This window comes from Acinetobacter silvestris, assembly GCF_002135235.1.
In the GTDB taxonomy this organism is placed as follows: domain Bacteria; phylum Pseudomonadota; class Gammaproteobacteria; order Pseudomonadales; family Moraxellaceae; genus Acinetobacter; species Acinetobacter silvestris.
The window spans coordinates 12,738-36,349 of sequence record NZ_NEGB01000003.1; the positions used below are offsets into that span (position 1 = coordinate 12,738).

25 protein-coding genes and 1 tRNA gene are annotated in these 23,612 nt (G+C 38.0%); 8 read left to right on the plus strand and 18 right to left on the minus strand.

Going from position 1 to position 23,612, the window contains the following annotated elements; all coding sequences use genetic code 11:
* Positions 1–303: 303 nt before the first annotated feature.
* Positions 304–1,131, minus strand: a complete 828-nt coding sequence (gene map, locus B9T28_RS06115; protein WP_086203068.1) for a type I methionyl aminopeptidase — start codon at positions 1,129–1,131, stop codon at positions 304–306.
* A gap of 210 nt (positions 1,132–1,341) precedes the next feature.
* On the opposite strand from map, the gene rpsB reads away from it, so the two are divergent.
* The 3 genes from rpsB (at position 1,342) to B9T28_RS06135 (ending at position 3,733) form a co-directional block, all read left to right on the plus strand.
* Positions 1,342–2,094 (plus strand): 30S ribosomal protein S2, encoded by a 753-nt coding sequence (gene rpsB, locus B9T28_RS06125; RefSeq protein ID WP_086203070.1) that lies wholly within the window; start codon positions 1,342–1,344, stop codon positions 2,092–2,094.
* A gap of 140 nt (positions 2,095–2,234) precedes the next feature.
* The gene (gene tsf, locus B9T28_RS06130) at positions 2,235–3,110 is read left to right on the plus strand and encodes a translation elongation factor Ts (protein ID WP_086203071.1); all 876 of its coding nucleotides are present in this window, start codon (positions 2,235–2,237) and stop codon (positions 3,108–3,110) included.
* 155 nt (positions 3,111–3,265) lie between these two features.
* On the plus strand, positions 3,266–3,733 hold the full coding sequence (locus tag B9T28_RS06135; RefSeq protein ID WP_086203072.1) for a DUF3465 domain-containing protein: 468 nt from the start codon (positions 3,266–3,268) through the stop codon (positions 3,731–3,733).
* 35 nt (positions 3,734–3,768) lie between these two features.
* Here B9T28_RS06135 and B9T28_RS06140 read toward each other — a convergent pair whose 3' ends face one another.
* The 9 genes from B9T28_RS06140 to B9T28_RS06180 all read right to left on the minus strand — a co-directional run bounded on the left by B9T28_RS06140 (position 3,769) and on the right by B9T28_RS06180 (position 13,232).
* Positions 3,769–4,221, minus strand: coding sequence for an Mpo1 family 2-hydroxy fatty acid dioxygenase (locus tag B9T28_RS06140; protein ID WP_086203073.1), 453 nt, complete (start codon positions 4,219–4,221; stop codon positions 3,769–3,771).
* Between the two features lie 405 nt (positions 4,222–4,626).
* Positions 4,627–6,333: an amidohydrolase gene (locus B9T28_RS06145; protein ID WP_252053543.1), complete on the minus strand. Its 1,707-nt coding sequence runs from the start codon at positions 6,331–6,333 to the stop codon at positions 4,627–4,629.
* 385 nt (positions 6,334–6,718) lie between these two features.
* Positions 6,719–7,330 carry a septal ring lytic transglycosylase RlpA family protein gene (locus B9T28_RS06150; protein ID WP_086203075.1) on the minus strand — a complete coding sequence of 204 codons (612 nt, stop codon included), beginning with the start codon at positions 7,328–7,330 and terminating at the stop codon, positions 6,719–6,721.
* 285 nt (positions 7,331–7,615) lie between these two features.
* Positions 7,616–8,617 carry a lytic murein transglycosylase B gene (mltB, locus tag B9T28_RS06155; RefSeq protein ID WP_086203076.1) on the minus strand — a complete coding sequence of 334 codons (1,002 nt, stop codon included), beginning with the start codon at positions 8,615–8,617 and terminating at the stop codon, positions 7,616–7,618.
* A gap of 35 nt (positions 8,618–8,652) precedes the next feature.
* Entirely contained in the window at positions 8,653–9,795 is a 1,143-nt protein-coding gene (rodA, locus tag B9T28_RS06160; RefSeq protein WP_086203077.1) for a rod shape-determining protein RodA, read from the minus strand.
* A 245-nt stretch (positions 9,796–10,040) separates the two neighbouring features.
* The gene (locus B9T28_RS06165) at positions 10,041–10,691 is read right to left on the minus strand and encodes a hypothetical protein (protein ID WP_086203078.1); all 651 of its coding nucleotides are present in this window, start codon (positions 10,689–10,691) and stop codon (positions 10,041–10,043) included.
* Positions 10,692–10,714: 23 nt separating this feature from the next.
* Positions 10,715–11,527, minus strand: a complete 813-nt coding sequence (gene queF / locus B9T28_RS06170) for an NADPH-dependent 7-cyano-7-deazaguanine reductase QueF (RefSeq protein ID WP_086203079.1) — start codon at positions 11,525–11,527, stop codon at positions 10,715–10,717.
* A complete protein-coding gene (locus B9T28_RS06175; protein ID WP_086203080.1) occupies positions 11,527–12,300 on the minus strand; it encodes an ABC transporter permease in 774 nt (257 codons plus the stop codon). Before B9T28_RS06175 ends, queF begins: the two co-directional genes overlap by 1 nt.
* Positions 12,297–13,232 (minus strand): ABC transporter ATP-binding protein, encoded by a 936-nt coding sequence (locus B9T28_RS06180; protein ID WP_086203081.1) that lies wholly within the window; start codon positions 13,230–13,232, stop codon positions 12,297–12,299. Before B9T28_RS06180 ends, B9T28_RS06175 begins: the two co-directional genes overlap by 4 nt.
* A gap of 188 nt (positions 13,233–13,420) precedes the next feature.
* On the opposite strand from B9T28_RS06180, the gene B9T28_RS06185 reads away from it, so the two are divergent.
* Positions 13,421–13,496: transfer RNA gene (locus B9T28_RS06185), tRNA-Arg, on the plus strand.
* Positions 13,497–14,085: 589 nt separating this feature from the next.
* Here B9T28_RS06185 and B9T28_RS06190 read toward each other — a convergent pair.
* Together B9T28_RS06190 and B9T28_RS06195 are read right to left on the minus strand one after the other, a co-directional pair.
* A complete protein-coding gene (locus B9T28_RS06190) occupies positions 14,086–14,697 on the minus strand; it encodes a hypothetical protein (RefSeq protein ID WP_086203082.1) in 612 nt (203 codons plus the stop codon).
* Positions 14,698–14,796: 99 nt separating this feature from the next.
* Positions 14,797–15,486 (minus strand): putative quorum-sensing-regulated virulence factor, encoded by a 690-nt coding sequence (locus B9T28_RS06195; RefSeq protein ID WP_086203083.1) that lies wholly within the window; start codon positions 15,484–15,486, stop codon positions 14,797–14,799.
* Between the two features lie 364 nt (positions 15,487–15,850).
* Here B9T28_RS06195 and B9T28_RS06200 point away from each other — a divergent pair, with 364 nt between their 5' ends.
* The 3 genes from B9T28_RS06200 (at position 15,851) to rnk (ending at position 19,053) form a co-directional block, all read left to right on the plus strand.
* Positions 15,851–17,074: an alpha/beta hydrolase family protein gene (locus tag B9T28_RS06200; RefSeq protein ID WP_086203084.1), complete on the plus strand. Its 1,224-nt coding sequence runs from the start codon at positions 15,851–15,853 to the stop codon at positions 17,072–17,074.
* Positions 17,075–17,226: 152 nt separating this feature from the next.
* Positions 17,227–18,480: a serine hydroxymethyltransferase gene (gene glyA, locus B9T28_RS06205; protein WP_086203085.1), complete on the plus strand. Its 1,254-nt coding sequence runs from the start codon at positions 17,227–17,229 to the stop codon at positions 18,478–18,480.
* Between the two features lie 168 nt (positions 18,481–18,648).
* Entirely contained in the window at positions 18,649–19,053 is a 405-nt protein-coding gene (rnk, locus tag B9T28_RS06210) for a nucleoside diphosphate kinase regulator (RefSeq protein ID WP_086203086.1), read from the plus strand.
* A gap of 257 nt (positions 19,054–19,310) precedes the next feature.
* Here rnk and B9T28_RS06215 read toward each other — a convergent pair whose 3' ends face one another.
* The 5 genes from B9T28_RS06215 to B9T28_RS06235 all read right to left on the minus strand — a co-directional run bounded on the left by B9T28_RS06215 (position 19,311) and on the right by B9T28_RS06235 (position 22,605).
* A complete protein-coding gene (locus tag B9T28_RS06215; protein ID WP_086203087.1) occupies positions 19,311–19,718 on the minus strand; it encodes a DUF3106 domain-containing protein in 408 nt (135 codons plus the stop codon).
* Positions 19,708–20,031: a hypothetical protein gene (locus B9T28_RS06220; RefSeq protein ID WP_086203088.1), complete on the minus strand. Its 324-nt coding sequence runs from the start codon at positions 20,029–20,031 to the stop codon at positions 19,708–19,710. Before B9T28_RS06220 ends, B9T28_RS06215 begins: the two co-directional genes overlap by 11 nt.
* Complete coding sequence (locus tag B9T28_RS06225) at positions 20,021–20,641, minus strand: RNA polymerase sigma factor (protein ID WP_171263475.1); 621 nt, start codon at positions 20,639–20,641, stop codon at positions 20,021–20,023. Before B9T28_RS06225 ends, B9T28_RS06220 begins: the two co-directional genes overlap by 11 nt.
* Before the next feature lie 158 nt (positions 20,642–20,799).
* Positions 20,800–21,576: a TrmH family RNA methyltransferase gene (locus tag B9T28_RS06230; protein WP_086203090.1), complete on the minus strand. Its 777-nt coding sequence runs from the start codon at positions 21,574–21,576 to the stop codon at positions 20,800–20,802.
* A 54-nt stretch (positions 21,577–21,630) separates the two neighbouring features.
* Positions 21,631–22,605: a class 1 fructose-bisphosphatase gene (locus B9T28_RS06235; RefSeq protein WP_086203091.1), complete on the minus strand. Its 975-nt coding sequence runs from the start codon at positions 22,603–22,605 to the stop codon at positions 21,631–21,633.
* A 174-nt stretch (positions 22,606–22,779) separates the two neighbouring features.
* On the opposite strand from B9T28_RS06235, the gene B9T28_RS06240 reads away from it, so the two are divergent.
* A complete protein-coding gene (locus B9T28_RS06240) occupies positions 22,780–22,965 on the plus strand; it encodes an NF038105 family protein (protein ID WP_086203092.1) in 186 nt (61 codons plus the stop codon).
* Between the two features lie 57 nt (positions 22,966–23,022).
* Here B9T28_RS06240 and pal read toward each other — a convergent pair whose 3' ends face one another.
* Entirely contained in the window at positions 23,023–23,592 is a 570-nt protein-coding gene (pal, locus tag B9T28_RS06245) for a peptidoglycan-associated lipoprotein Pal (RefSeq protein ID WP_086203093.1), read from the minus strand.
* Positions 23,593–23,612 lie beyond the last annotated feature (20 nt).

The window sequence follows — 23,612 nt, forward strand, 5'->3', positions numbered from 1 at the left end:
AAACCCGAAGGAATAAAAAAATTTAAAAACAGTATCTTATTTCATAAGTGGTAGATAACAGGATCAAATAGTTTTACATCTTAAAAGGAGAGCTAGTTTTTACTTTAAGAAAACGATTTAAAGCTGATGACTTATATCTGCCTGAAACAAGATCATTTATGCACGATTTTGGAGTATTTTTTATTGCTTGTTATTTTTATCGTTGTTGATCATTAAGTGGTTAAAATAAATGAAATCGAAATAAAAAAAGGTCACTTTAAGTGACCCTTTTTATTGTGGTTAGTATCTAAGCCAACAATTTTTTTATTGCATAAAGCGAGACAAATCTTCTTCAGGTCGAGCCGTAAGAACCTCAACGCCTGTTTTAGTAACCAAAAGCGTATGTTCATATTGAGCTGATAAAGTATGATCTTTAGTCACGACAGTCCATTTATCACCAAGCAATTTAGTCTTCCAGTCACCGCCATTGACCATTGGTTCAATGGTAAAGGTCATACCTTCTTCGAGGATCATACCGCTGTTGGCTTGACCATAATGCAGTACTTGCGGTTCATCATGGAATACAGTACCGATCCCGTGACCACAGTATTCACGAACCACACCAAAGCGTTCTGATTCCACATATTGTTGAATGGCATGACCGATATCACCAATGGTTGAGCCCGGTTTAACGGTTTCGATGCCACGATACATGGCTTCTTGAGCAACTTTACATAAACGTTCAGCAAGGATAGATGTTTCCCCTCCGACGATATACATCATATTGGTATCGCCGTGATAACCATCTTTAATTACAGTCACATCAATATTCAGGATGTCACCTTTTTTGAGCACTTTACTGTTCGATGGAATGCCGTGACAAACCACATGATTCACTGACGTACAAATAACATGTTGGAACGCTGGGCGTCCAGGTGCTGCGCCATAGCCTAAGCAAGCTGGAATCGCATCTTGTTGATTAACGATATAATCGTGACAGATTGTATCTAATTCTAATGTGGTTACACCAGGCACGATAAAGGGTTTGATCATATCCAAAACCTCTGCTGCTAGTCGTCCCGCCACACGCATTTTTTCAATTTCATCTGGAGTTTTAATTAAACGACGTGGTGCTTCATAAGTACGGTTCATGATCATTAAAAACTTTTGGAAATTTATTTGTGACTATGGTATAAATAGCCGCCCAATTTATCAAATGCTTTTCGTGAATAATTTCACAAGAAATTTTGATGATGGGGTATTTAAAATCCGCACATATGTCGTCACATTACTCTGGGTGCCTGAAAGGGTGGAGAATGCGGACATATGGAGGCCTAACCCAAAACTTTAAGGTAAGAGAAAATGGCAGATTACAACGTAGGCATGCGTGACCTTCTTCAAGCTGGCGCGCACTTTGGTCACCAAACTCGCTTCTGGAACCCAAAAATGCGTCAATACATTTTTGGTGCGCGTAACCGAATTCACATCATTAACCTTGAGCACACTGTTCCTGCGTTAAACGATGCATTGAATTTCGTTAACAAACTAGCAAGCAAAAAGAACAAAGTATTGTTCGTTGGTACAAAACGTGCTGCTTCTAACATCATTCGTGAACAAGCTCAACGCGCTGGTCAACCATATGTAGATCACCGTTGGTTAGGTGGTATGTTGACGAACTGGAAAACTCTTCGTCAATCGATCAACCGTTTGAAAGACCTTCAAACTCAATCTCAAGACGGTACTTTCCTTAAGCTTACTAAACGTGAAGCTTTAGAGCGTACTCGTGAGATGGACAAACTTGAACGTGCTTTAGGCGGCGTTAAGAACATGGGTGGTTTACCTGACGCATTATTCATCATCGACGTTGATCATGAAGCGATTGCAATTAAAGAAGCTAAGAACCTTGGTATTCCTGTAATCGGTATCGTTGATACAAACTCTAACCCTGATAACGTTGATTACGTTATTCCAGGTAACGATGATGCGATTCGTGCAGTAACTCTTTACGCTTCAGCAATGGCGAATGCAATTATTGCGGGTAAAGAATACGCGCAATCACAAGCAAATGCTCAAGTTAAAGTTGAAGAAGCTGCTAAAGAAGCTCCTGAGGCTTAATGCGTTTTGACGCAGGATTGTCATTTTTGCGACATGTAATGGTGGCAAATTAAGCGTCGATAAAGCAGAACGGCCCAGAGAACACTTTGGGCCGTTTTTGTTGAACAGATTCAATTTTCTACCGTATTTAGGAGAACAACATGACTGCAGTTACAGCGAGCATGGTAAAAGAATTACGTGACCGTACTGGTCTTGCGATGATGGAATGTAAAAAAGCATTAACAGAATCGAATGGTGATGTTGAATTAGCGATCGATAACCTTCGTAAGTCAGGTCAAGCAAAAGCTGCTAAAAAAGCAGGTAATATTGCTGCTGATGGCGCAATTACAATCGTTCAAGAAGGCAATAAAGCTATTCTTTTAGAAGTAAATTGCCAAACTGACTTTGTAGCTAAAGATGAAAACTTTGCTGGTTTCTCTGCAAAAGTTGCTGCTGCTGCACTTGCTGCAAACGAAGTTGATGCTGCTAAAATTGCAGAACTTAAATTAGAAGATGGTTCAACAGTTGAAGAAGCGCGTGTTGCTCTTGTTCAAAAAATTGGTGAAAACATCCAAGTTCGTCGTGCGAAAATTGTTGCAGGTGAAAACCTTGCAGTTTACAAACACGGTTTAAAAATCGGTGTAGTTGTATCTTACGCTGGTGATGCTGCAACTGGTAAAGGTATTGCAATGCACGTTGCTGCATTCAACCCTGTTGCTGTAACTGAAGCTGACGTATCTGCTGAGCTTATTGCGAAAGAAAAAGAAATCGCTGAAGCAAAAGCAATCGAATCTGGCAAACCAGCAAACATCGTTGAAAAAATGGTGACTGGTTCAGTTCAAAAGTACTTAAATGAAGTTGTACTTGAGAACCAAATGTACGTAATCGACAACGACAAAAAAGTTACTGATGTACTAAAAGCGACTGCAACTACAGTTGTTGAATTCGTTCGCTTCGAAGTAGGTGAAGGTATTGAGAAGAAAGTAGAAATGAGCTTCGCTGAAGAAGTTGCTGCTGCTCAAGCTGCTGCTCAATAAGTAAAAAGCGTTTTGAAAAAAGCCCCTTTGGGGGCTTTTTTTATGAGTATTTTAAGTGGTACTTGGTGTGCATAAAATGATGCTTTTCGAATTTTTACCTTCAAAGTGAAGATTCACAGACAATAAAAGTCTTTATAACGTTAAAGTTGATTATTATGGCGAATAAAAAAAATTTAACTATTGGTGTGGTTGTTACTTTATTGGTGGCAGCATATTTAGGATTTGATTTAAATCAGCAACAATTGAAACATCCTCCTATTGAAGCTGATCAGAAAGCATTAAATAAAAATGGTTTGCAATTAATTCAACAAGCTTATGATGCGAAGTTGAGCAATGTTCAAGTTCAAGCAACGGGTAAAGTTAAAGCGATTTTAGCTGATGATAATGAAGGTTCTCGTCATCAAAAATTTATTTTGACTTTAGATAATGGTTTAACGGTCTTGGTTGCGCATAATATTGACCTTGCGCCTAAAATCATAAATTTACATAAAGGGGATGTTGTTGAATTCTTTGGTGAATATGAATATAGCTCGAAAGGAGGAGTCATTCATTGGACACATCATGATCCTCAAAAGAGGCATCAGGATGGTTGGTTAAAACATAATGGAAGAACCTATGCATAGTGATTCCTCCATTTAAAAAGTAATAATGCGATTATTTAGTTAAAAACAAGCCTATTTTGGCGAGTTTTCCATTTGGGTAGTATCCTACCTAAATAGGCATCCATACACCATACAGGGCCAATGAGGAGAAATTGGAGGTCTTTAAAGAATGAAGGCTTTTTCCCTTCAATTTTATGACCATAAAACTGTCCAATCCATGCCACAATAAACACACCAATATAAAAACCAACGCCAACTGGAAGAATGTAAATCAGCCATGCCATAACGACCAATAAAGCAGCCATCGCAACAGCCAAAACAATATCAAGGCGTGCATAAAAAACTAGGGTTAATACTAAGATTAATGCGGTTAGCATGGCACTGAAATGCGCAAGAATACCAATAAGTGAAAATAAAATTGCAGGTACACAAACCCAATGGATGGCTTTGTTGGTTTTGTTTTGATGACTTTCACTATATTCATCAAACCATTCTGTTACTGATTTCATAGGGGCACTCCATGCATGTTTTTAGAATTTTTAATGTATGACTGACTTTAAAATATAAACGAGGAATGAATAATGGTCAAAACAATCTGAATTTTAGTCACAAGGATCATGTTATTGAAATGAGTTTGCTTGATAGAAATTTAGGATTAAGCAAGCTTAAGATAGGTGTTATCGATAAATACTGATTTTAATCTATTGAAAGTGAGTATTTCATCGTAGTGCTACGTAATCGTATGGGTTCTATTTGAGTGATTTGGCTTTTAAATATTTTTGTGGATCAAGTTTTGGAAGGCTTGGTTTAAATACTTGAATTTTACTGTATGGTAAATCCAGTAAAATTCAAGATCAATAAGCCAGTAAAAAAATAATTTAATTTTAATGATTGGTGGAATTAGAATTTAGCAGTTATTGAGATTCTAATTCATAAACAGCTTTACCTTCTTTATAGGTTGCTAAAATTTTAATATCTTTTAAATATTGATTTGGAACAGTAATTGGATTTTTATCCAAGATCACAAAGTCAGCGAGTTTACCAACTTCAATGGTGCCTTTATCCTTTTCTTCAAAATATTGATAAGCAGCCCAATCTGTTACCGATTTCAAGGCAATATACGGGCTGACTTTTTGATCTTCACCTAGTACATAGCCTGAACGTGTGATTCGATTTACGGTTGCATCAATGGTCATCATACTACGAGGAGGGATTACAGGTGCATCATGATGTTCTGTGAATATCATACCTCTACGTAATGCAGAACCTGTTGGTGATATTCGACTTGCACGTTCAGGACCTAGAGTTTCGAATCTATGCCAATCCCCCCAATAATAAGTATGTAATGAGAAGAAAGATGGAATTAAGCCTAATTCTTGGGCATGATCCAATTGATCTTCACGTATGGTTTGCGCGTGGATAATCACATTTCGACGATCTGCTTTACCGTATTTTTGAGTAGCGGATGTAATCGTTTGGATATATTGATCAATGGCGGCATCACCATTTGTATGAGCTAGAATTTGCCAATGATGGGTAAAAGCTAAATCAATCGCGTCTTGTACTGTTTGTTGTGAGTAAGCTGGATAACCGCGGTAGTTTTTGTCTTTACCTTCAGGTGGAATCAGGTATGGTTGTGTGAGCCAAGCTGTTTTCCCTTGTGGTGAGCCATCTAGACTAATTTTTACCCCGCCAATTCGAAAATGATTTTGATAGGTCAGGCTAGTGCCATGTTTCAGCATATAATCTTTTTCGTTCATCGCATCAGGGTAAGACACTAGATCAATCTTAAGTTGGCCTGTGTTGGCTAAATGGCGCCATAATTCTGTTGTTCCTGCATCGGCACGACCTTCCTGTACGGTAGTGTAACCATTCCGCATATATGCCTGAACAGCTGTTTTTGCCATATTTTGCATCATATCTGGTGGTACTTGTTTAAACGCTGCTGCCATTGCGGAAAAGACAGCAGATTCTTCTAATACGCCACTAGGTTCTTGTGAGCCCGCTATTCTACGAATTACACCCCCTGATGGATTTGGGCTGTTCTTATCTATTTTGAGTAGCTCGAGAGCCTTGTGATTGACGGTGGCCAAATGTCCTGATTGGTGCAAGATAATAATTGGATTGGTTTTTGAGATTTTATCTAAGTCGTTAGCTGTTGGATGGTGCTTTTCATTCAATTGAGCATCATCATAGCCATTGCCAATAATCCAACCAGAAGTGGCGTTAATAAAGTCAGTATTCTTTACTTGCCAATCTTTCATGGCTTGAATGAGTGAAGCAATATCAGAAACAGTCCCATCTGGTGCTGGATAAAGGTTCGCTACAGTCTGTTGTAAACCGACACTGTTAACATGACTATGTGCATCGATAAATCCAGGAAGGAGAGTGTGGTTGTGAAGGTTGAGCAGCGTTGTATTTTTATTTTTTAATTTTTGAGCTTGATCTAAGTTTCCTGTAAATTTAATTCGTCCATTTTCAACGATGATCGCTTCTACATAATTAGGCGATGTGCCTTGCATGGTCAAAATTGGACCACCAAAAAATAATTGTGAATCTTGTTTGGATATATTTTTAGATTGTAATGGGGTGCTAGCACATCCGAAAAGTAATTGTGACATCAATATCGGTAAAGCTAGTGTGGAGATTTTAAAATGATAACGGGATGACATAATTACTCCAACCATTAAAAACCAAAAATTAAATAAGTAATACAGCAATTTATTTGAAACTAGCAGAGCGGTAGTTTTTTGTATAGAAAAATTAAGTAAGGAAACGTAGCCAATACAATGATTTTTTTAAGAAAGAGAATATTTGAATTAAATACTCAAATGATAACAAAAGCATAAAATACTCATGGGATCGGAGCATCCACTTAGTAGATTATTTTTTGTCATATACGTTTAAGCGTTTCTTGAAAAGTGAACAGGAGCTGATTTTTATCTAAGCATAAAAAAGCCACTACATGAGTGGCTTAGATGTTAAATGCATATGCAAATCGATAAATTAAGAGTTTGGACCATCAACTCGTTCAATGTTGACACGACCAGTACCAGTATTAGTCATACCGAGTTGTTTTGCTGCACCATAAGAGAGGTCAAGTACGCGATTGCCATGGAAAGGACCACGATCATTTACTTTAACCACAACACTTTTGCCATTATCTTTGTTGGTTACACGGATATAACAGTTTAAAGGTAAGCTACGGTGCGCTGCAGTTAATTCATTCATATCGAATGTATCACCACTTGCCGTTTTACGACCATGGAACTGACGACCATACCACGATGCAACACCTGTTTGACTGAATTTACGAACAGTGTTTGAAGCAACGGTATTCAATTTATCAATAACTGAAGGTTCATCATCTGGAATTGCAATTTTAGCGGCAATTGTTTGGCGACGAATTTTATCACCTGTACTTTCAGTGATTGCTAAACTGTTCAAATTTGAAAAGTGTGAATTAAAATTATTTGAATCTTTGCTAATCACACGTGAAGCAAGACTCGAACTATCTGAATCATTGTTTAAATATGACGACTGAACCATTTCAGCATTAACGGGTGTCATAGTTAAACCCATGGTCAGGGCGATCATATATTTAAGCGAAGCATGCATACATTAACTCCTTGGAACCTGTGTTTAATTTTCTAAATCGCTGAAAATTAACCATCGCGGTCTGTAAATTCACTTTTGCAACTGCATTTAACGGTAGGGGATAATATTCATGCAACAATAAAGCTGTCTACTAATATTTAACAAACAGATGTAAAAAGTACAAAAACCCACTAAATTTGATCAAATAATAATCAATATTGTAACCATGTGTGTAAAAAGTGTGATTTGCGATCAAATTAACAGAAATAATTCTTGACTTGTTGTTTTGTTGGGTGGTTGCGAGTCTTAGCGACTCGCAATTTCAGTGCCTAAAAGCCATAAAGCAGTGGCATACATGCGACTTTTATTATAGGTCGTAATGACTTGAAAATTAGGATAAGTGATGTAGTAAGTAGACCCATAATTTTCTTGTAATTGAATAACATTTACCAAGTCCAAGTCATCGATTTGGACGACAGGATTCATGGGAGAAATTCCTTGTTTTTTAAGGACGCCATAGGGCGTTGGTTGCAATAGGTCTTTGGCAATAACGGAATCAGGTGAATTACCTGTATAGCGTGCTGAAAATGCAATGGGTTGATTACGTTGCCAGCCATGTTGTGCTAGATAATTTGCAATGGAACCAATGGCATCAACTGCTGAATTTCTTAAATCAACATGGCCATTGCCATCGTAGTCCACACCGAATTTTGGGATGTTACTTGGCATGAATTGTGGGTAACCGACAGCACCTGCGTAAGAACCTACAATTGAATGGGTGGCTACACCATCTTTATATGACCATGCAATGAGCGCTGCGAGCTCATCTTGGAAATACTGTGCCCGACGTTCATAACCGAAGCCAAGCGTTGCTAGCGCGTCTCTGGTGATAAAATTGCCTTTATTGGCTCCAAAACCTGTTTCAACGCCTAAAATGCCTAAAATAATGGCTTGAGGAACACCGAATTGTTGTTCTGCTCGGTTTAATGTATCTGCGTATTGAGTTTTAAATCGGACACCGCGTTGAATAGTACCTTCAGATAAAAAATTAGTCTTATATTCATACCAAGGTTTGCTTTCACCCGGGCGATTCATAATATTAATAATATTCGGAATATTTTTGGAGCCATTCATGGCCCAATCTATTTGTTCACTGCTTAAACCATAAGTTTGCATGGTCTTATTTTTAAAGTTGTTATATTGAGAATCATTAGCAAAATCATTGGCCTGAGAAAAACTAGAAACTGAAAATGCAGCTGCACAAAAAGTTAAATTTCTTACTTTTTGAAAAAGCCCAAAAGTAGACATGTGTTGTATATTCCTAATTATTTATGTGTATAAACTTAGCGATGAGTATGAATCGACATGACGATGCCAAAAGTTGCCATTAATGTAATAATTGCAGTACCACCATAACTCATAAAAGGTAGAGGTACACCGACTACAGGTAAAATACCACTGACCATGCCTGCGTTTACAAATACATAAACAAAAAATGACAAAGCTAGAGCACCTGCAACAAGTCGTCCATAGTTATGAAAGCACTGCAAGCTGATCTGAAAGGTTCTAAAAATAATTGCAAAATAGATGATCATTAAGATAAAGATCCCAATGAGCCCAAATTCTTCAGAGAATGCGGCAATAATAAAGTCGGTATGGCCTTCAGGTAAGAAGTGTAAATGTGATTGCGTACCTTCAAGATATCCTCGTCCTATAAATCCACCTGACCCAATTGCAGTTTTAGATTGAATGATATTCCAACCCGTTCCGAGGGCATCTGCTTCGGGATTCAATAGTGTGAGAACGCGCTGCCTTTGATAGTCATGTAATAAGAACTCCCAAGCAATCGGGATGATGACACCAGCGGCTGCTATAGCGGCCATGATCATTTTCCAAGATAAACCACTGAGGAAAAGGACAAAAATTCCGCTTGCAAGAATAAGTAAAGACGTGCCTAAGTCAGGTTGTTCAGCAATCAGTAAAAATGGAACACCAATTAACATGAGTGATATACACACATTTTTAAAACTAGGCGGAAGCGGATTCCGTGATAAAAACCAGGCAATCATTAAAGGCATGCCAATTTTCATAAATTCACTGGGTTGCACACTGCCAAAACCAGGAATACCGATCCAGCGTTTTGCTCCAAGTCGTATTTCACCAAATGCCACTACGGCCAACAGGCATAAAATAGCAAAGCTATAAAAATAGGGTGCAAATGCTTGATAAACTTTTGGAGGAATTTGTGCTAAAGCAAACATCACAATAAAACCGATGCCAAAGCTCATGGCTTGCTTGGAAACCAGTCCGACATCTTGTGCTGAAGCACTATAAAGGACGGTCAGACCTAGGATGGCATTTAAGAATAAAAACAAACATAGCCATGGGTCAATATGTAACCTTTGCCAACGCGAGGGTTGCATGGCGGTACTTAATCCATCTCGGGGAGAATGGCGAAGAAATTTATACTGTGAACTCGGGGCCATTGGACTGCTGTATTACTGTGGAAAGAGCTTTGCGCATGCTATCACAATCTTAGTTGAAGGCAATCTGTATCCATATTTAGCAATAAAAATTTACGTAAGCAAAGAATACAGTCGTACTTTATTTTGAATGTAAGGAGATAGTTATATGTGGTTTTTTACAGATCGATTGAGGATCGATATGCTTTAAGGCACAAAAAAGGCCCTTTAACAGGACCTTTTTTGCTGATTTTAATGATCAAATTGAATTAATGAACAAATAAGGTATCGTGATATTCAGCCACGGCCAAAATTTCCTCATTATTTAAATTAGGAATGAGTTTATCAATCGCAATATGCACAGCTTTGGTGACCGCTGCAGCACCAAGATCAGAGGCTTTACGCTTAATCAAACCTAAATCTAAAGTCTTGTTAAAATCTTTCATAAAATGAGCGATCGTAACGTCTGCAAACTGTTTGTATTGCTTAGACAGTACACCACGATCAATTTCATTGCCGTCACGAATGTCTGCAAAACTACTTTTGAGATTCGTCACTAGATTTGCATCAAGATTCACACCCACACGGTTTTGAGCTTCTGGGTCTTTGAATAGGCTGTTCTCAGAAAATTCAATGGACTGACGTACGACATCATTGTCTGCTTTACTGAGCAGCTGTTTGAGTAAAACAGCCACAGTAGACTTGATGTAGCCTGCTAATTTTTCAGCAGTTTCTCGCTTGTCACTTGCTGGGAAGCGACGTACCAGTTCAACCAATAAAGCATCAATGATTTCATCATTAATCAATAATGCAGTTTGGTCACGCAGTGGATACAGTGGTTCATTAGAATTTTTTTTCTCAATACCAGTTTGAATATTCTTAAGCAGTTCTTCAGACGGTACAAAACCAAAAAAGGGCATTGTTAAAACCTCAAAGTTTCATCTTATTGTCGCGCCAATCGAATTGGGCTTGGCATCCATGATTCATCCGATACACGACATGGATTAATATCTAATCCACCACGGCGTGTATAAGTTGCATATACCATCAGCTTTTCTGGTTTTAAATTTTGCCAAATATCGGCAAAAATTTGTTCCACACATTGCTCGTGAAAACCATTATGCTGACGATACGAGATAATATAAGCTAAAACACTGCGATAACAAGGTTTTTTACCTTGATAACGAATAAAAACTGTACCCCAATCAGGTTGTCCAGTGACAGGACAATTACTGCGTAAAAGGTGGGAGTACATTTGAATTTCTAGGTCTTGGGCATTTTGATCTAGGCTTAATAAGCTAGCATCAGGATGATTGACTAGGTAGTCAGGTTCTTGATTATCAATGCAAAGACCTTGAGGTTGGCTGATGGCTAAATCATCGACCTGAAATAAGTCTAATTTAACATCAGCTTCAGCCGCCTTGGATAAATCTTTTTCAACCGTGTTAATAAAAGCTTCTTTTGAATCAAACTGAGTGAAGTTCATACTATTAAAGTAGAGCTTTAATGATTTTGATTCGATCAAATTTGGGGATGTTGCAGGCAGTGTAATACGTCCAATCGCAACTTGGGGGATGCCCTTGGTATTAAGCCAAGAGATTTCAAAAACATGCCACCAATCTTTGCCTTGATAGATGCCTTCAACCTGTGCGTAATTTTCGCGTGATGCCAGTCGTGCAATCGGAAACAAAATTTCAGGCTGGTATGTACTTGGATAATCGGTTTCTTTACCCAATAAAGAGAGTTCTACAGTCATTATTCACGCATTCCTTCACCACGAGAAAGTAAATAGTAGGCAATGCCATACAGTGCCACACAACATAAGGTAACGATGCTTAGAGAGAATGATACATTCACATCACTATGCCCTAGAATGCCGAAACGGAATGCATTGACCATATATACAATCGGATTTACTAAAGAGAGATTTTGCCAAAAAGGGCTTAATGAACTAATCGCATAAAATACACCACCTAAATATGTCAGCGGTGTTAATACGAAAGTGGGGATAATTGAAATATCATCAAAAGATTTGGCATAGACTGCATTAATTAAGCCACCTAATGAAAATAATAAAGAGGTCACAATAACAGTATAAATGGTCACGAAGACGTTATGAATGGCAAGGTCTGTGAAGAACAAGCTCATTGCCGTGACAATGGCACCTACCAATACACCACGACATACACCACCTATTACATATCCCCAAAGCACCAAATGTAAAGGTACTGGACTCATAATCAGTTCTTCAATACTTTTTTGAAACTTGGCGCTAAAGAAACTTGCTGATACGTTGGCATAACTGTTGGTGATCACCGCCATCATAATTAAACCAGGGACAATAAACTGCATATAGCTAAAACCACCCATTTGTCCAATGCGTGATCCGACTAAATTACCGAAGATCACAAAGTACAAACTCATGGTAATAGCAGGCGGTAGTAAAGTTTGTGGCCAAATACGCATAAAACGGCGAATTTCTTTTTGAACTAAGGTGAATAACGCAATTCTGAGTTGGGTGAAGTTCATTGCGCTGCTCCATCAAGGTTTTTTTCAACCATTTTTACAAACAGTTCTTCTAAACGACTGGATTTGTTTCGCATACTGGTGACGCCAATCCCTTGAGCTTCTAGAAGTTGGAATAGGTCATTTAAGGTATGGCCTTTATCCATGGTGACTTCTAAAGTAACGGGATCAATTAAATTGAATTTGACCCCAATAATGTCAAGATGAAAGGGTTCAATTGGATTTTTTAAATCAAAAATAAAGGATTCTTCATTCAGCTGATTGAGGAAACCCTTCATGGTGGTATCTTCTTTAATCACACCGCGATCAATAATCGCAATACGACGACACAGCATTTCTGCTTCTTCTAAATAATGTGTGGTAAGGATAATAGAAGTACCTTGCTCATTCATTTCTGTGAGGAAATCCCACATTGAGCGACGCAGTTCAATATCTACACCTGCTGTAGGTTCATCTAGAATGAGTAATTTCGGTTCATGCATCATGGCACGGGCAATCATTAAGCGACGTTTCATCCCACCTGATAGCATGCGTGCTTGAACATTACGTTTTTCCCATAAACCTAATTTTTCTAAATAAAGTTCAGCGCGTTGTTCGGCAATTTTTTTAGGAATACCGTAATAACCCGCTTGAGTTACCAAAATATCAAAGATTTTTTCAAATTGACCAAAGTTAAATTCTTGCGGCACCACACCTAAACATTGTTTGGCGCGTGAAGGATGGGTATCTAGATTGTGCCCAAAAATTTCGACTGTCCCTGAAGTTTTACGTGTCAAAGAGCTGATGATACTAATCGTTGTGGATTTGCCAGCGCCATTTGGACCGAGAAGGGCATAAAATTCACCTTCGGGAACAGTTAAATCAATGCCTTTGAGCGCTTGAAAGCCATTCCGATATGTCTTAGACAAATCTCTTAACGTCAATGCATCAGTCATGAAGTACTCACTTAGTTAATAGTGTCTATATTGTGAGTGATCTTACGCAATAAACCAAGCGTACTTCACGGAATTATCTGTTGCAAATAAAGAACGTTGTATAAGGATTGAGCGGGAGTATGGTTAAACAATTGATATTTGCTTTACCTTCTGCTTTTTTTTGTTATGATGTGCGCACTTACTATAAGGCGGCCATAGCTCAACTGGATAGAGTACAGGTTTCCGAAGCCTGTGGCGTGGGTTCGAGTCCCGCTGGCCGTACCATATTTAAAAATGAAAAAATCAGTCAATAATAAATACCTTTTTAATTTCTTATTTTTCTAAATAACTGTATCTATTTGTTAAAGCTCACTATTTTGTTGTTTTAAATTAACAGGCTGTCCGTGATTAATATTTTAATTAAATTTAATAATTTTTGAGTCGAGTGGCATTCAATATATCTAAAATAGATCAAGAGTAGATTGTTTGTGCATGCGTTCCGAATTGTAAGCATATCTTGATGTAGCGGCGTGATTGCACTATATTTAAGCCATAGTAGATCGAGAAGATTCTACTCTTTAGTTGGACGGATCAATGACGGCTTGTTGAATTTGTAAGTAATTCTTCAAATAAAAAATAAGCACTAGCCATCCAACCCAAAAAGCTCACAGAAATGTGGGCTTTTTCACTGGTATAGAAAATAGAAATTGCTTGATTTACAACATTAAAAAACTGATTTAAAATTTGAGTAATTTGGATGCTTATTTGTATCGCTAATGATATTTATTTTGATAACTATATAAATATAAAATGTCTTAAAAAGACACTTATAGGACTTTAAATTACTCAGATCATAAATTATGCAGTAAAAACGCTACGATAAGTTTAACTGCTGTATTGATTGGTTAATGTGTTGCATGGTTTTATTCAGTTCAATTGGCGATATTCGGCTCTCTTGCAGCACGGTAATCCATTGCATTTGACACAATTTTAAATCAGATAAAGTTTGCGTAGCATTGATTCGATTAATTAATTGTTTTGCCATCAATCCACAATGTTGTTGCAGCAGAGTATGCATAACCTGTTTAATTTCATCAAAGGTTAATGTCGTTAAAACTTCAGTGGAATTTGGAATAAAGTGAGTGTGTGGAATTTGAGTAATAGTATTCGTTGAATGTAGCTGAGTATTTATTATAACTGCTTCTATATTTTTTCTTTGTATATCAATATCAAGATCGATTTCTGAAATATTTTGATTATGTTCTAAAGTATAAAGGGGATGAGTCGGGTCATAATCAATCAATCCCATATTTTTGAGTTGACTCAGTATTTCAAGTGGGGCAAGTGAGCGTTTGATCAAATCATTCATACGTAGAAAGTCTTCAGTACCAATGAGTAGCAAGAGACGTCTTTGTCGTGCATTAAGATCTAAAGTTCTATTTTTTAAAGCGTCAATGCCTAATTGTGTTTTGTAATATTGTTGCATGATTAATTTCAATCCCACAATAAATTAATCATGCATAGTAATGAGTAAAAATTACAAATTTATGTAATTAATATTACAATTAAAAAGCTTAAATTCTAATTATTTTGTATTTTCTAGGGCTTTACGTAAGTAGGGGTCAAGTTCATCTTGTCGGAATAACCAATTCACATAGTCAGAAGGAAGATCAGCGATTGCTGTGCCGCGGTGTTTGCCAAAATTAATGGTACGCGGAATACGAGCATCCTCAGAAGCTTCGAATAACTCTTCAATCGTTTGAATGTTCAGTTTATGAACAATGTGCATTAAAATATTTGCGGTTAAAATAATATCTGCATCGGCACGGTGTGCGCCTTTGAGCATTTCACGGGCTTTTGCACTGCCTTTGCTAATCATATAAATAAGCGCGGAAATATTATGTGCTTCAGCATCTGGCCAAACTAAGCGCGCCAAAGCCAGTGTGCAAATAGCTTTAATATGAGATGTATCTACGCCACATTGTTGAATAGCCCGAATATCATAATCAATGTTATGCCCAATAATATAGATTGTTTCATTGGGTAACGTGAAGCTGCCAAAATTAGGTTGATCTGCAATTTCTGCTTCTAAAATATGATGCACTGCCATAGAGGCATACGAGATTTTTTCATCACCAATGCTATACAGTTGATCGAACATTTGATCGCGATCTAAACTAAGTTTACCTGCTTGGATTTGAATGGGTGCATATGCAATCTCGATGGGTAATCCATTTAGCGTATGTGTTTCAGTATCGAGGATGATGGCTTGCATGACCTGCTCCAAAGCAAGAGTAAAGTGTTGTCAATGTACCTCTGACATATAAATGTTTCAAATTAAAATCAAAAAATTATGCATTTTTTCTATTTTTGTTGGAATAGATGGATAAATAATCATCTTATTGGTATTTCATAATGAATTTAGCCTTTATTTAAGAGATCAATTAATAAAAGAGATGTGGTTTAAAGAGTAGGTCATTTACAAGTGAGGTTTAAAATTGGATCGATCTGCCAAAAATATTCAATAATTTTCTTGCTATAGTTTAGTGTTTTGCGTAAATATTGATCATGAACGAAAATAACTCGTTCCGATACTTTATAAACAACAATAGTAAAAGTTCGGTTTAAGGAAAAATCATATGAAAAAAAATGTACTCACGGTTCTTATGCTTAGTTCAGGTTTAATTTTAACGGCATGTAATGACAGTAATAATGACTCAGAGCGACCTCCATCCGACAATATCGATGTGAATCATATTAAAGATCCAGTGGTTGGTACGCCTACAGCATACTCTTTAACCGATATGTCTGCTATTGCGGCTGACAGTGTTGTCTTGACTTATAAAATGAAAGGAATAAGTGGAAATGAAGTACAAGCAACATCTTTAGTTTTTACCCCTAAAACTGCAGCTCCAGCAGGAGGTTGGCCGATTGTCGCGTGGGCACATGGGACTACGGGTGTGGCAGATATATGTGCACCAAGTCGTAATGTTATGAATCCTGCTATTCAAAGTATGATTGCTAAATTCTTGGCCTTGGGGTATGTCGTTGTTGCACCTGATTATGAAGGTTTAGGTGAACCTGGTAATAAAGAATTACATCCATTCCTGAATTTAAAAAGTGAAGGGTATTCCATTACTGACGCAGTTGTTGCAACACGTAATTGGCTGGGCAATAAAGCTTCATCAAAATGGGTGGCTGTAGGGCATTCTCAAGGTGGTCAAGCTGCTTTGGGTGCGGCTCAATATGCTGCACGTGCTAATTTAGACTACAAAGGAACTGTTGCTGTTGCACCAGCTTCACATCTTGGATTGATTTTGAGTGCTGGTGAGTTATCGGTTGCGAATGCACCACCCGCGAAACAAATTCCTGTCTATGCATCATTAGATACTTTTACCGCACTCATTACTGCTGGATTGAGAGATACTAATCCGAATCTTACATATAATCAGATCTTTAAGTCTCCAACAGATCAGATTGCTCAAAATGCGGAAACAGTTTGTTATGACACGCTTGGGCAACAGTTTGGTGTTGCAATGGGCAAATATGCTGCAATGAATGGCACATTAAATGGTTATCCTCGTACTGTAGATGGATTTATGAGTTTGCCTGTAGTGAAAACTTTCCTTGACAAGGATTCTCAAGCACTACAAGTTCAAATTAAAACACCTATTACGATTTATCAGGGTGGTGCAGATACAACAGTTCCGATTGTTGCAACCAATGCTTTAAATGCAACTGCCCAAGCTTTTGGGACGCAAGTCAATTATATTACCAATCCGAGTTGGGATCATAATACAGCGTACGCATTAAATATTGATAATATTGTGGCCGATGCGAAAGAGATGCTTTCAGCACGATAAGTAATTTCAAATTAAATAGCTCAAGTTTTAAAGCCTGAGCTATTTTTATGTGAAACTGAGTAAAGTTCATTCTCGATATTTGTAAACTTCATGCTACAATATGCGCCAATCTTAGCACGGCTTAAAAGCCCTAATTTAATAGGACCTCGCTAATGTTTGCCAATATCTCAATTGCTGAATTTGATCCAGAAATCGCGCAAGCAATCACACAGGAAGATGCTCGCCAAGAAGCGCACATCGAACTGATTGCATCTGAAAACTATTGTTCTCCTGCAGTAATGGAAGCGCAAGGTTCAAAACTTACTAACAAATATGCAGAAGGCTACCCAGGCAAACGCTACTATGGCGGTTGTGAGTATGTCGACATCATCGAACAATTGGCAATTGACCGTGCTAAAGAACTTTTCGGCGCTGACTATGCGAACGTTCAGCCACATGCTGGTTCGCAAGCGAACTCTGCGGTTTACTTAGCGCTGCTTAACCCGGGCGATACAGTTTTAGGTATGAGCTTGGCTCACGGTGGTCATTTGACTCACGGTGCAAAAGTTAGCTTCTCTGGTAAAACCTATAATGCGATTCAGTACGGCTTAAATGCTGAAACTGGTGCAATCGATTATGAAGAAGTTGAACGTTTAGCTTTAGAACACAAGCCACGTATGATTGTTGCTGGTTTCTCTGCTTATAGCCAAATTGTTGACTGGCAACGTTTCCGTGACATCGCGGACAAAGTTGGCGCTTACCTATTTGTAGACATGGCTCACGTGGCTGGTTTAGTTGCTGCGGGTGTTTACCCGAGTCCAGTACAAATTGCTGACGTAACAACAACGACTACGCATAAAACACTTCGTGGTCCGCGTTCTGGTTTAATCCTTGCGAAAGCAAACGAAGAAATCGAGAAAAAATTACAATCAGCAGTATTCCCTGGTAACCAAGGTGGCCCATTGGTTCATGCGATTGCGGCTAAAGCGATTTGCTTTAAAGAAGCAATGACACCTGAATACAAAGAGTATCAAAAACAAGTTGTGGTAAATGCTAAAGCAATGGCTGAAGTATTAATTGCACGTGGTTACGATATTGTATCTGGTGGTACTGAAAACCATTTATTCTTATTGTCATTGATTAAACAAGATGTGACTGGTAAAGAAGCAGATGCATGGTTAGGTGCGGCTCACATCACTGTGAACAAAAATGCTGTACCAAATGACCCGCGCTCTCCGTTTGTGACTTCTGGTATCCGTATTGGTACGCCTGCAGTGACTACGCGTGGCTTTGGCGAAGCAGAAGTTCGTGATTTGGCAGGTTGGATCGCTGATATCTTAGATGCTAAAGGCGACGAAGCTGTCATTAATGCTGTGAAAGAAAAAGTGTCTGTTGTTTGTGCTAAATTTCCTGTTTATGCAAACTAAGTTTTGACGTCTAAGAGGCCCCCTCATGGGGGTCTTTTTTATGGCATTGAAAATATAAAGTAAGATAGACATAAGGTTATTTTCTGTTATAAAGAATTAGAGATGAGAAATAACAACAACATGTTTTTGTACGCATTAAGATGCATTTAGTTTAAGGAATTAAGATCAATGACTAAGCCGAATATTATTATTTCTTCACAAGATTTACATCGTTTAGAGACAATGTTGGAGCATCAAACTAAATTGACTCCAACGATGGAGCATTTGGAAGATGAGCTTGCGCGAGCAACAGTAGTTGAGCCTAAAAATATTCCTGAAAATGTTGTGAGTATGAATGCTAGGGTATTGATTACGATTGCGCCTGCACAAGAAGCTACAGAAATCACATTAGTTTACCCTCATGATTTTAAAGGGGGTAAAGGGCAGGTTAATGTTGTTGCCCCAATTGGTGCAGCTATTCTGGGTTTAGCTGAAGGACAGGAAATTGAATGGCCACAACCTGATGGGCATATCATGAAAGTAAAAATTGAAAAAGTACTATATCAGCCTGAACGTGAAGGGGATTATCTGTAATTTTTATATAGATAAATAAGCCCAGTAAAACTGGGCTTTTTCATTTTTAAATCGAAAAAGATGTTTTTGGGGAATTAAATTAATCAAATCCAATATCTATTCAAATTTTAATTACGGTTATGTGAGATTTAATTGTGAGTTCAGTATTTGCGTAGTAGAAGCTGAATTTTGTGATTGTTTTAATTCTAATTCACATAAATAGTGTATTAAAAATATTTAAACCAAATTTTTAGATATGTATTAATTCTTGCATCGCTTTAGTGTGATGTAGTGGAGTTTTGTAGGTATTTTTGAATATATTGCTCTCGAATATCAGTACGTTGTTCAGTGGTCGTGGCTTTTTGCATTTTTTTACGTAATTCATTGCGTTCGGATGAGCTCATTTGTTGCCAAGTTTCACGCATTTTTTCTTTTTCTTGTTCGGGAAGTTGAGTGAACCAGTCCATACGTTGTTGCAGGGCAACGCTTTGTTCTTCAGGGATTTCTTTTAAGTTTTGGTAGCGTTTAATGAGGGCTCGTTGCTCTGCATCAGATAGAGCATCCCACGTTTCATTGACCTGAGTATTCGCATCTTTGGAAAAAATCCAAAAACGTTCAAAACCTGCGAAACTGGTCTGTAAAAAACCAATCGCACAAAAAGCTAAAGCTAACTTTTTAGCTACCATGGGTTGCTGTGTCCTCGCCAAATACGGATAACATTTCGAGATCTTCCATCATTTGTGGTGAAAGCTTTGGACTTACAATCACTTGTTGTGGATGTGGTTTTTCGTTTAATTGCATGATATTTGGTAAGATCACAAAACCTGTGATGGTTGCAGCAAGTGCAAAACCTGTCATCTTCCATGAACTAAAACGATTGATTGGCTTTTTGTGAATATGCTCCAAGACATTGCTCATGACCACTGCTTTGTTGCGGTGATTTTTTGCAAGACCGTCAAGCTTAGAGGTCACTTGGTGTGTGAAATCTTTATGGTTCATCAGATGATCCTCCCATAAAAGGATTTAAATGAGATAAATAAGCTCTTAAACCTTGAGTTGCACGATGATAGTGTGTCTTTACACTACCTTCACTACAGCCCATAATTTGTGCTGTCGTTTGGGTGTCAAATCCTTCCCAGGCACGGAGCATAAAAGCTTGTTGTTGACGCACAGGAAGTTTATTTATGGCCTCTTGAATTTCTTCAATAGCAACCTCCTGAGCTAATAAATTTAAAGGATTCGGCGTAGATTCGTCAATAATATCAAGTGCTTCTTCATCGTCGTTATCTAAGTTAATTTTCCGAAATAATGAAAAAGGCGAAGCTCTGCGTGCTTCTTTACGACGCCAATCTTGTAATTTATTGGTTAGAATTGTGTAAAATAGGGGGTACCATTCTTCGGTGCTTTTTTCTGAATAAGATTTATGTAAGGAAATAAAGGCTTCCTGTACTAAATCCATCGCAATACCGTTGTGACCTTGAGTCGCACTTTCCATCATTACCAGTGCACGCCCAGTCACATCTTGCATGAAATATTTCAGACGTTGTTCAGCGGTACTCACTTGAGTACTCACTTTTTCCGACTGTGACTGCTTTGGTGCTAAATCCATAGAGATGGAAAATCCCGTCATTGGGTACCCACCATTTATTTTAAATCATTATCTATATAACGTAAAAAATAAATGATCGGTTGACAACTTAAGCAACTATTTTTATCAGTGTAAATGATTTTGCTTAACTAGGGATGCTTATTAAAATAAATTAACGCTTAAATTCTTTGGCGTACCATTTCGAAGAAACAAATTGAACCTGCAACTGCGACATTCAATGACTCTTGACCACCTGGTTGGGGGATGGAAACGGCTTCTGCATGCTTAAGAGCAAATTCAGAAACACCTTGACCTTCATTACCAAGAATCCAAACGCACTGTTTACGCAAATTTTTCGTATACAGACTTTCTGATTGGTGTGAGCTTGTGACATAAACAGGAATGGTAAATTTACCTAAAAGGTCTTCAAGTTCAACATTTTCATAAGTCTGTAGTGAGAAATGTGCACCCATACCAGCACGGAGTACGCGTGGTGACCAAATTGATGCTGAGCCTTTTGTGCATACAACTTGTTCAATGCCTGCCGCTGCAGCCGAACGTAATAATGTACCAACATTACCCGGATCTTGGATATTGTCTAAAATTAAGGTGTCTTCTTTGAAGTTTAAGGCTTCAGTTGAGCTTGGTAAGTCAATAATGGCTAAACATGCTAAAGATGTACCTAAAGTACTTAAATCTTTATATAAAGATTCACTAATAACAAAGACATAACCATCGTAAAGCTCATTGATTTTCTCTAAATCAGGATGGCTCATTGCCACTTCAGTAGTGAAAATAGAATGAATTTTACGATTTTTTGCTAACCATGCAAGTGTTAGGTGTGTGCCTTCCAGTACGGTTTGACGCTGTTTTTTACGGAATGAATTTTGTTCAATCAAACCACGTAAATGTTTGATTTTAGGATTGTCTTTAGATTCAAGAAAAAAAGCTGGCATGAGAGAATGATCCATGGAAGTAAGCTTAAAGACTTACTTCCATTGTTTGATTAATTAATGATGATAGCGCGTAGCTAATTCAACTTCGTTTTTAGAGCCAATAATCACAGGAACACGTTGGTGCAATTCTGTAGGCTGAATATCCATGATACGAACTCGACCAGTGGTAGAAGCACCACCAGCTTGTTCCATCAGCATACTCATTGGATTAGCTTCGTACATTAAACGTAGACGACCTGCTTTTTTCGGATCTTTTGTATCGTATGGATATAAGAAAATACCACTACGGCAAAGAATACGGTGAATATCACCCACCATACATGCAACCCAACGCATATTAAAGTCTTTTTCACGGACTGAAGTTTTACCCGCCTGTAATTCTTCAATATAGCGTTTTATAGGTGCTTCCCAATGACGTTGGTTCGATGCATTAATCGCATATTCCTGCGTATCTGCAGCCACTTGGATGTTTTCAGAAGTAAGTAAGAATTGCTGAGTTTCTGGATCAAAAGTGAAGAAGTCTGTACCTGCACCCACGGTCAAAGCCATCATGGTTGATGGACCATAAAGGACATAACCTGCTGCAACTTGCTGTGTTCCTGCTTGGAAAAAATCTTCAGCTTGAGTGACTGAATTTTTTGCAGGAAGAATAGAGAAAATGGTCCCAACACACATATTGATGTCGATGTTACTTGAACCATCTAGTGGATCAAATAAGACCAAGTATTCACCATTGTCTTGTGCTGGTGTGAAATCATCAAGTTCTTCTGATGCTAGGCCACCTACATTTTTATGTGCTTTAAGTGCATCAATGAGATAGTCATTAGAAATGACGTCTAGTTTCTTTTGTGTTTCACCTTGCACATTTTCAAGTTCAGCACTGCCTAAAACGCCTGCCAGTGCGCCTTTTTGTAAAGCAAGGTCAATGGTTTTACACGTGTTGGCAATGGTTTCAATTACATCCGCAAGAGCCGGTGTCAGATTCCCTTGTTGTTGTTCTAAATATTGGGATAATGTGCGATATGACATATCAATGTTGCTCCAAAAGCGATCAATTCTAGCAAATTAAAGAATATGCCTATTTTAGATGAGTTCGACCCAAAATAAAAATTATCCTGTGCTATTTGTCGCGATTTTACTCTTGCAAGTATTTTAGAAAGTGCTATGTTGAAGATAGAAGCATCAAGTACAAGGAGCACTAAGATGACAATGACAAAGTTTGAGGCGATGCCATCATCCAATGAAGGTATTGACTTAAAAGAAATTAGTGTTGAAAATGTGAAAGATGCATGGAAAGAATATCAAGCAAAACCTGAATATAAAGAATTCAATAAGCATGACATGATTGAATCTATGCAAAGCCCCATGCCAGAGCAACCTAAAACTTAGTTTATAAAAAAGCACCCATTTAAATGAGTGCTTTTTTATGGTCGATTATTCAGGGCATTATTTTAATAAAGGTGGAACCGCTTCATAGTTTAATTCAACGCGGCGGTTTTCTTTCCATGCAGCTTCATCATGTCCTGGATTAATTGGCATTTCTTTACCATAGCTGACCGCTTCAAGTTGATTTGATGCGACACCATTGGTGACTAAATAGCTTTGTACAGATTTGGCACGACGTTCACCTAAAGCCATGTTGTATTCACGGGTACCGCGTTCATCGGTATGGCCCATTAAAGCGATTTTAGAATTTGCATTTGCTTTAAGGAATTGTGCGTGAGCTTGTAATGTTTGGTAGTCTTCATTTGAAAGTTCACTGCTGTCATAGTCAAAATGTACAACACGTTTAGCTAAGAATGCTTTATTTTCAGCTGTAACGCCTTTAGCAGATGCACCTGCAAGATTTTGTGTATTTAATGCTGCATCTTCACTCAAACCTTCGGTGTTTACTGTAGTCGAACTATTTGGCGTAGTGCCTGTCGTAATTTCAGCTGCAGGCTTGCGGCTTGCACAACCTGTCATGATTAAAGTTGCAGTAAGTAAGGGTAATGCTAAATATTTAATAGTATTCATATTGATCTCCATAACGTATT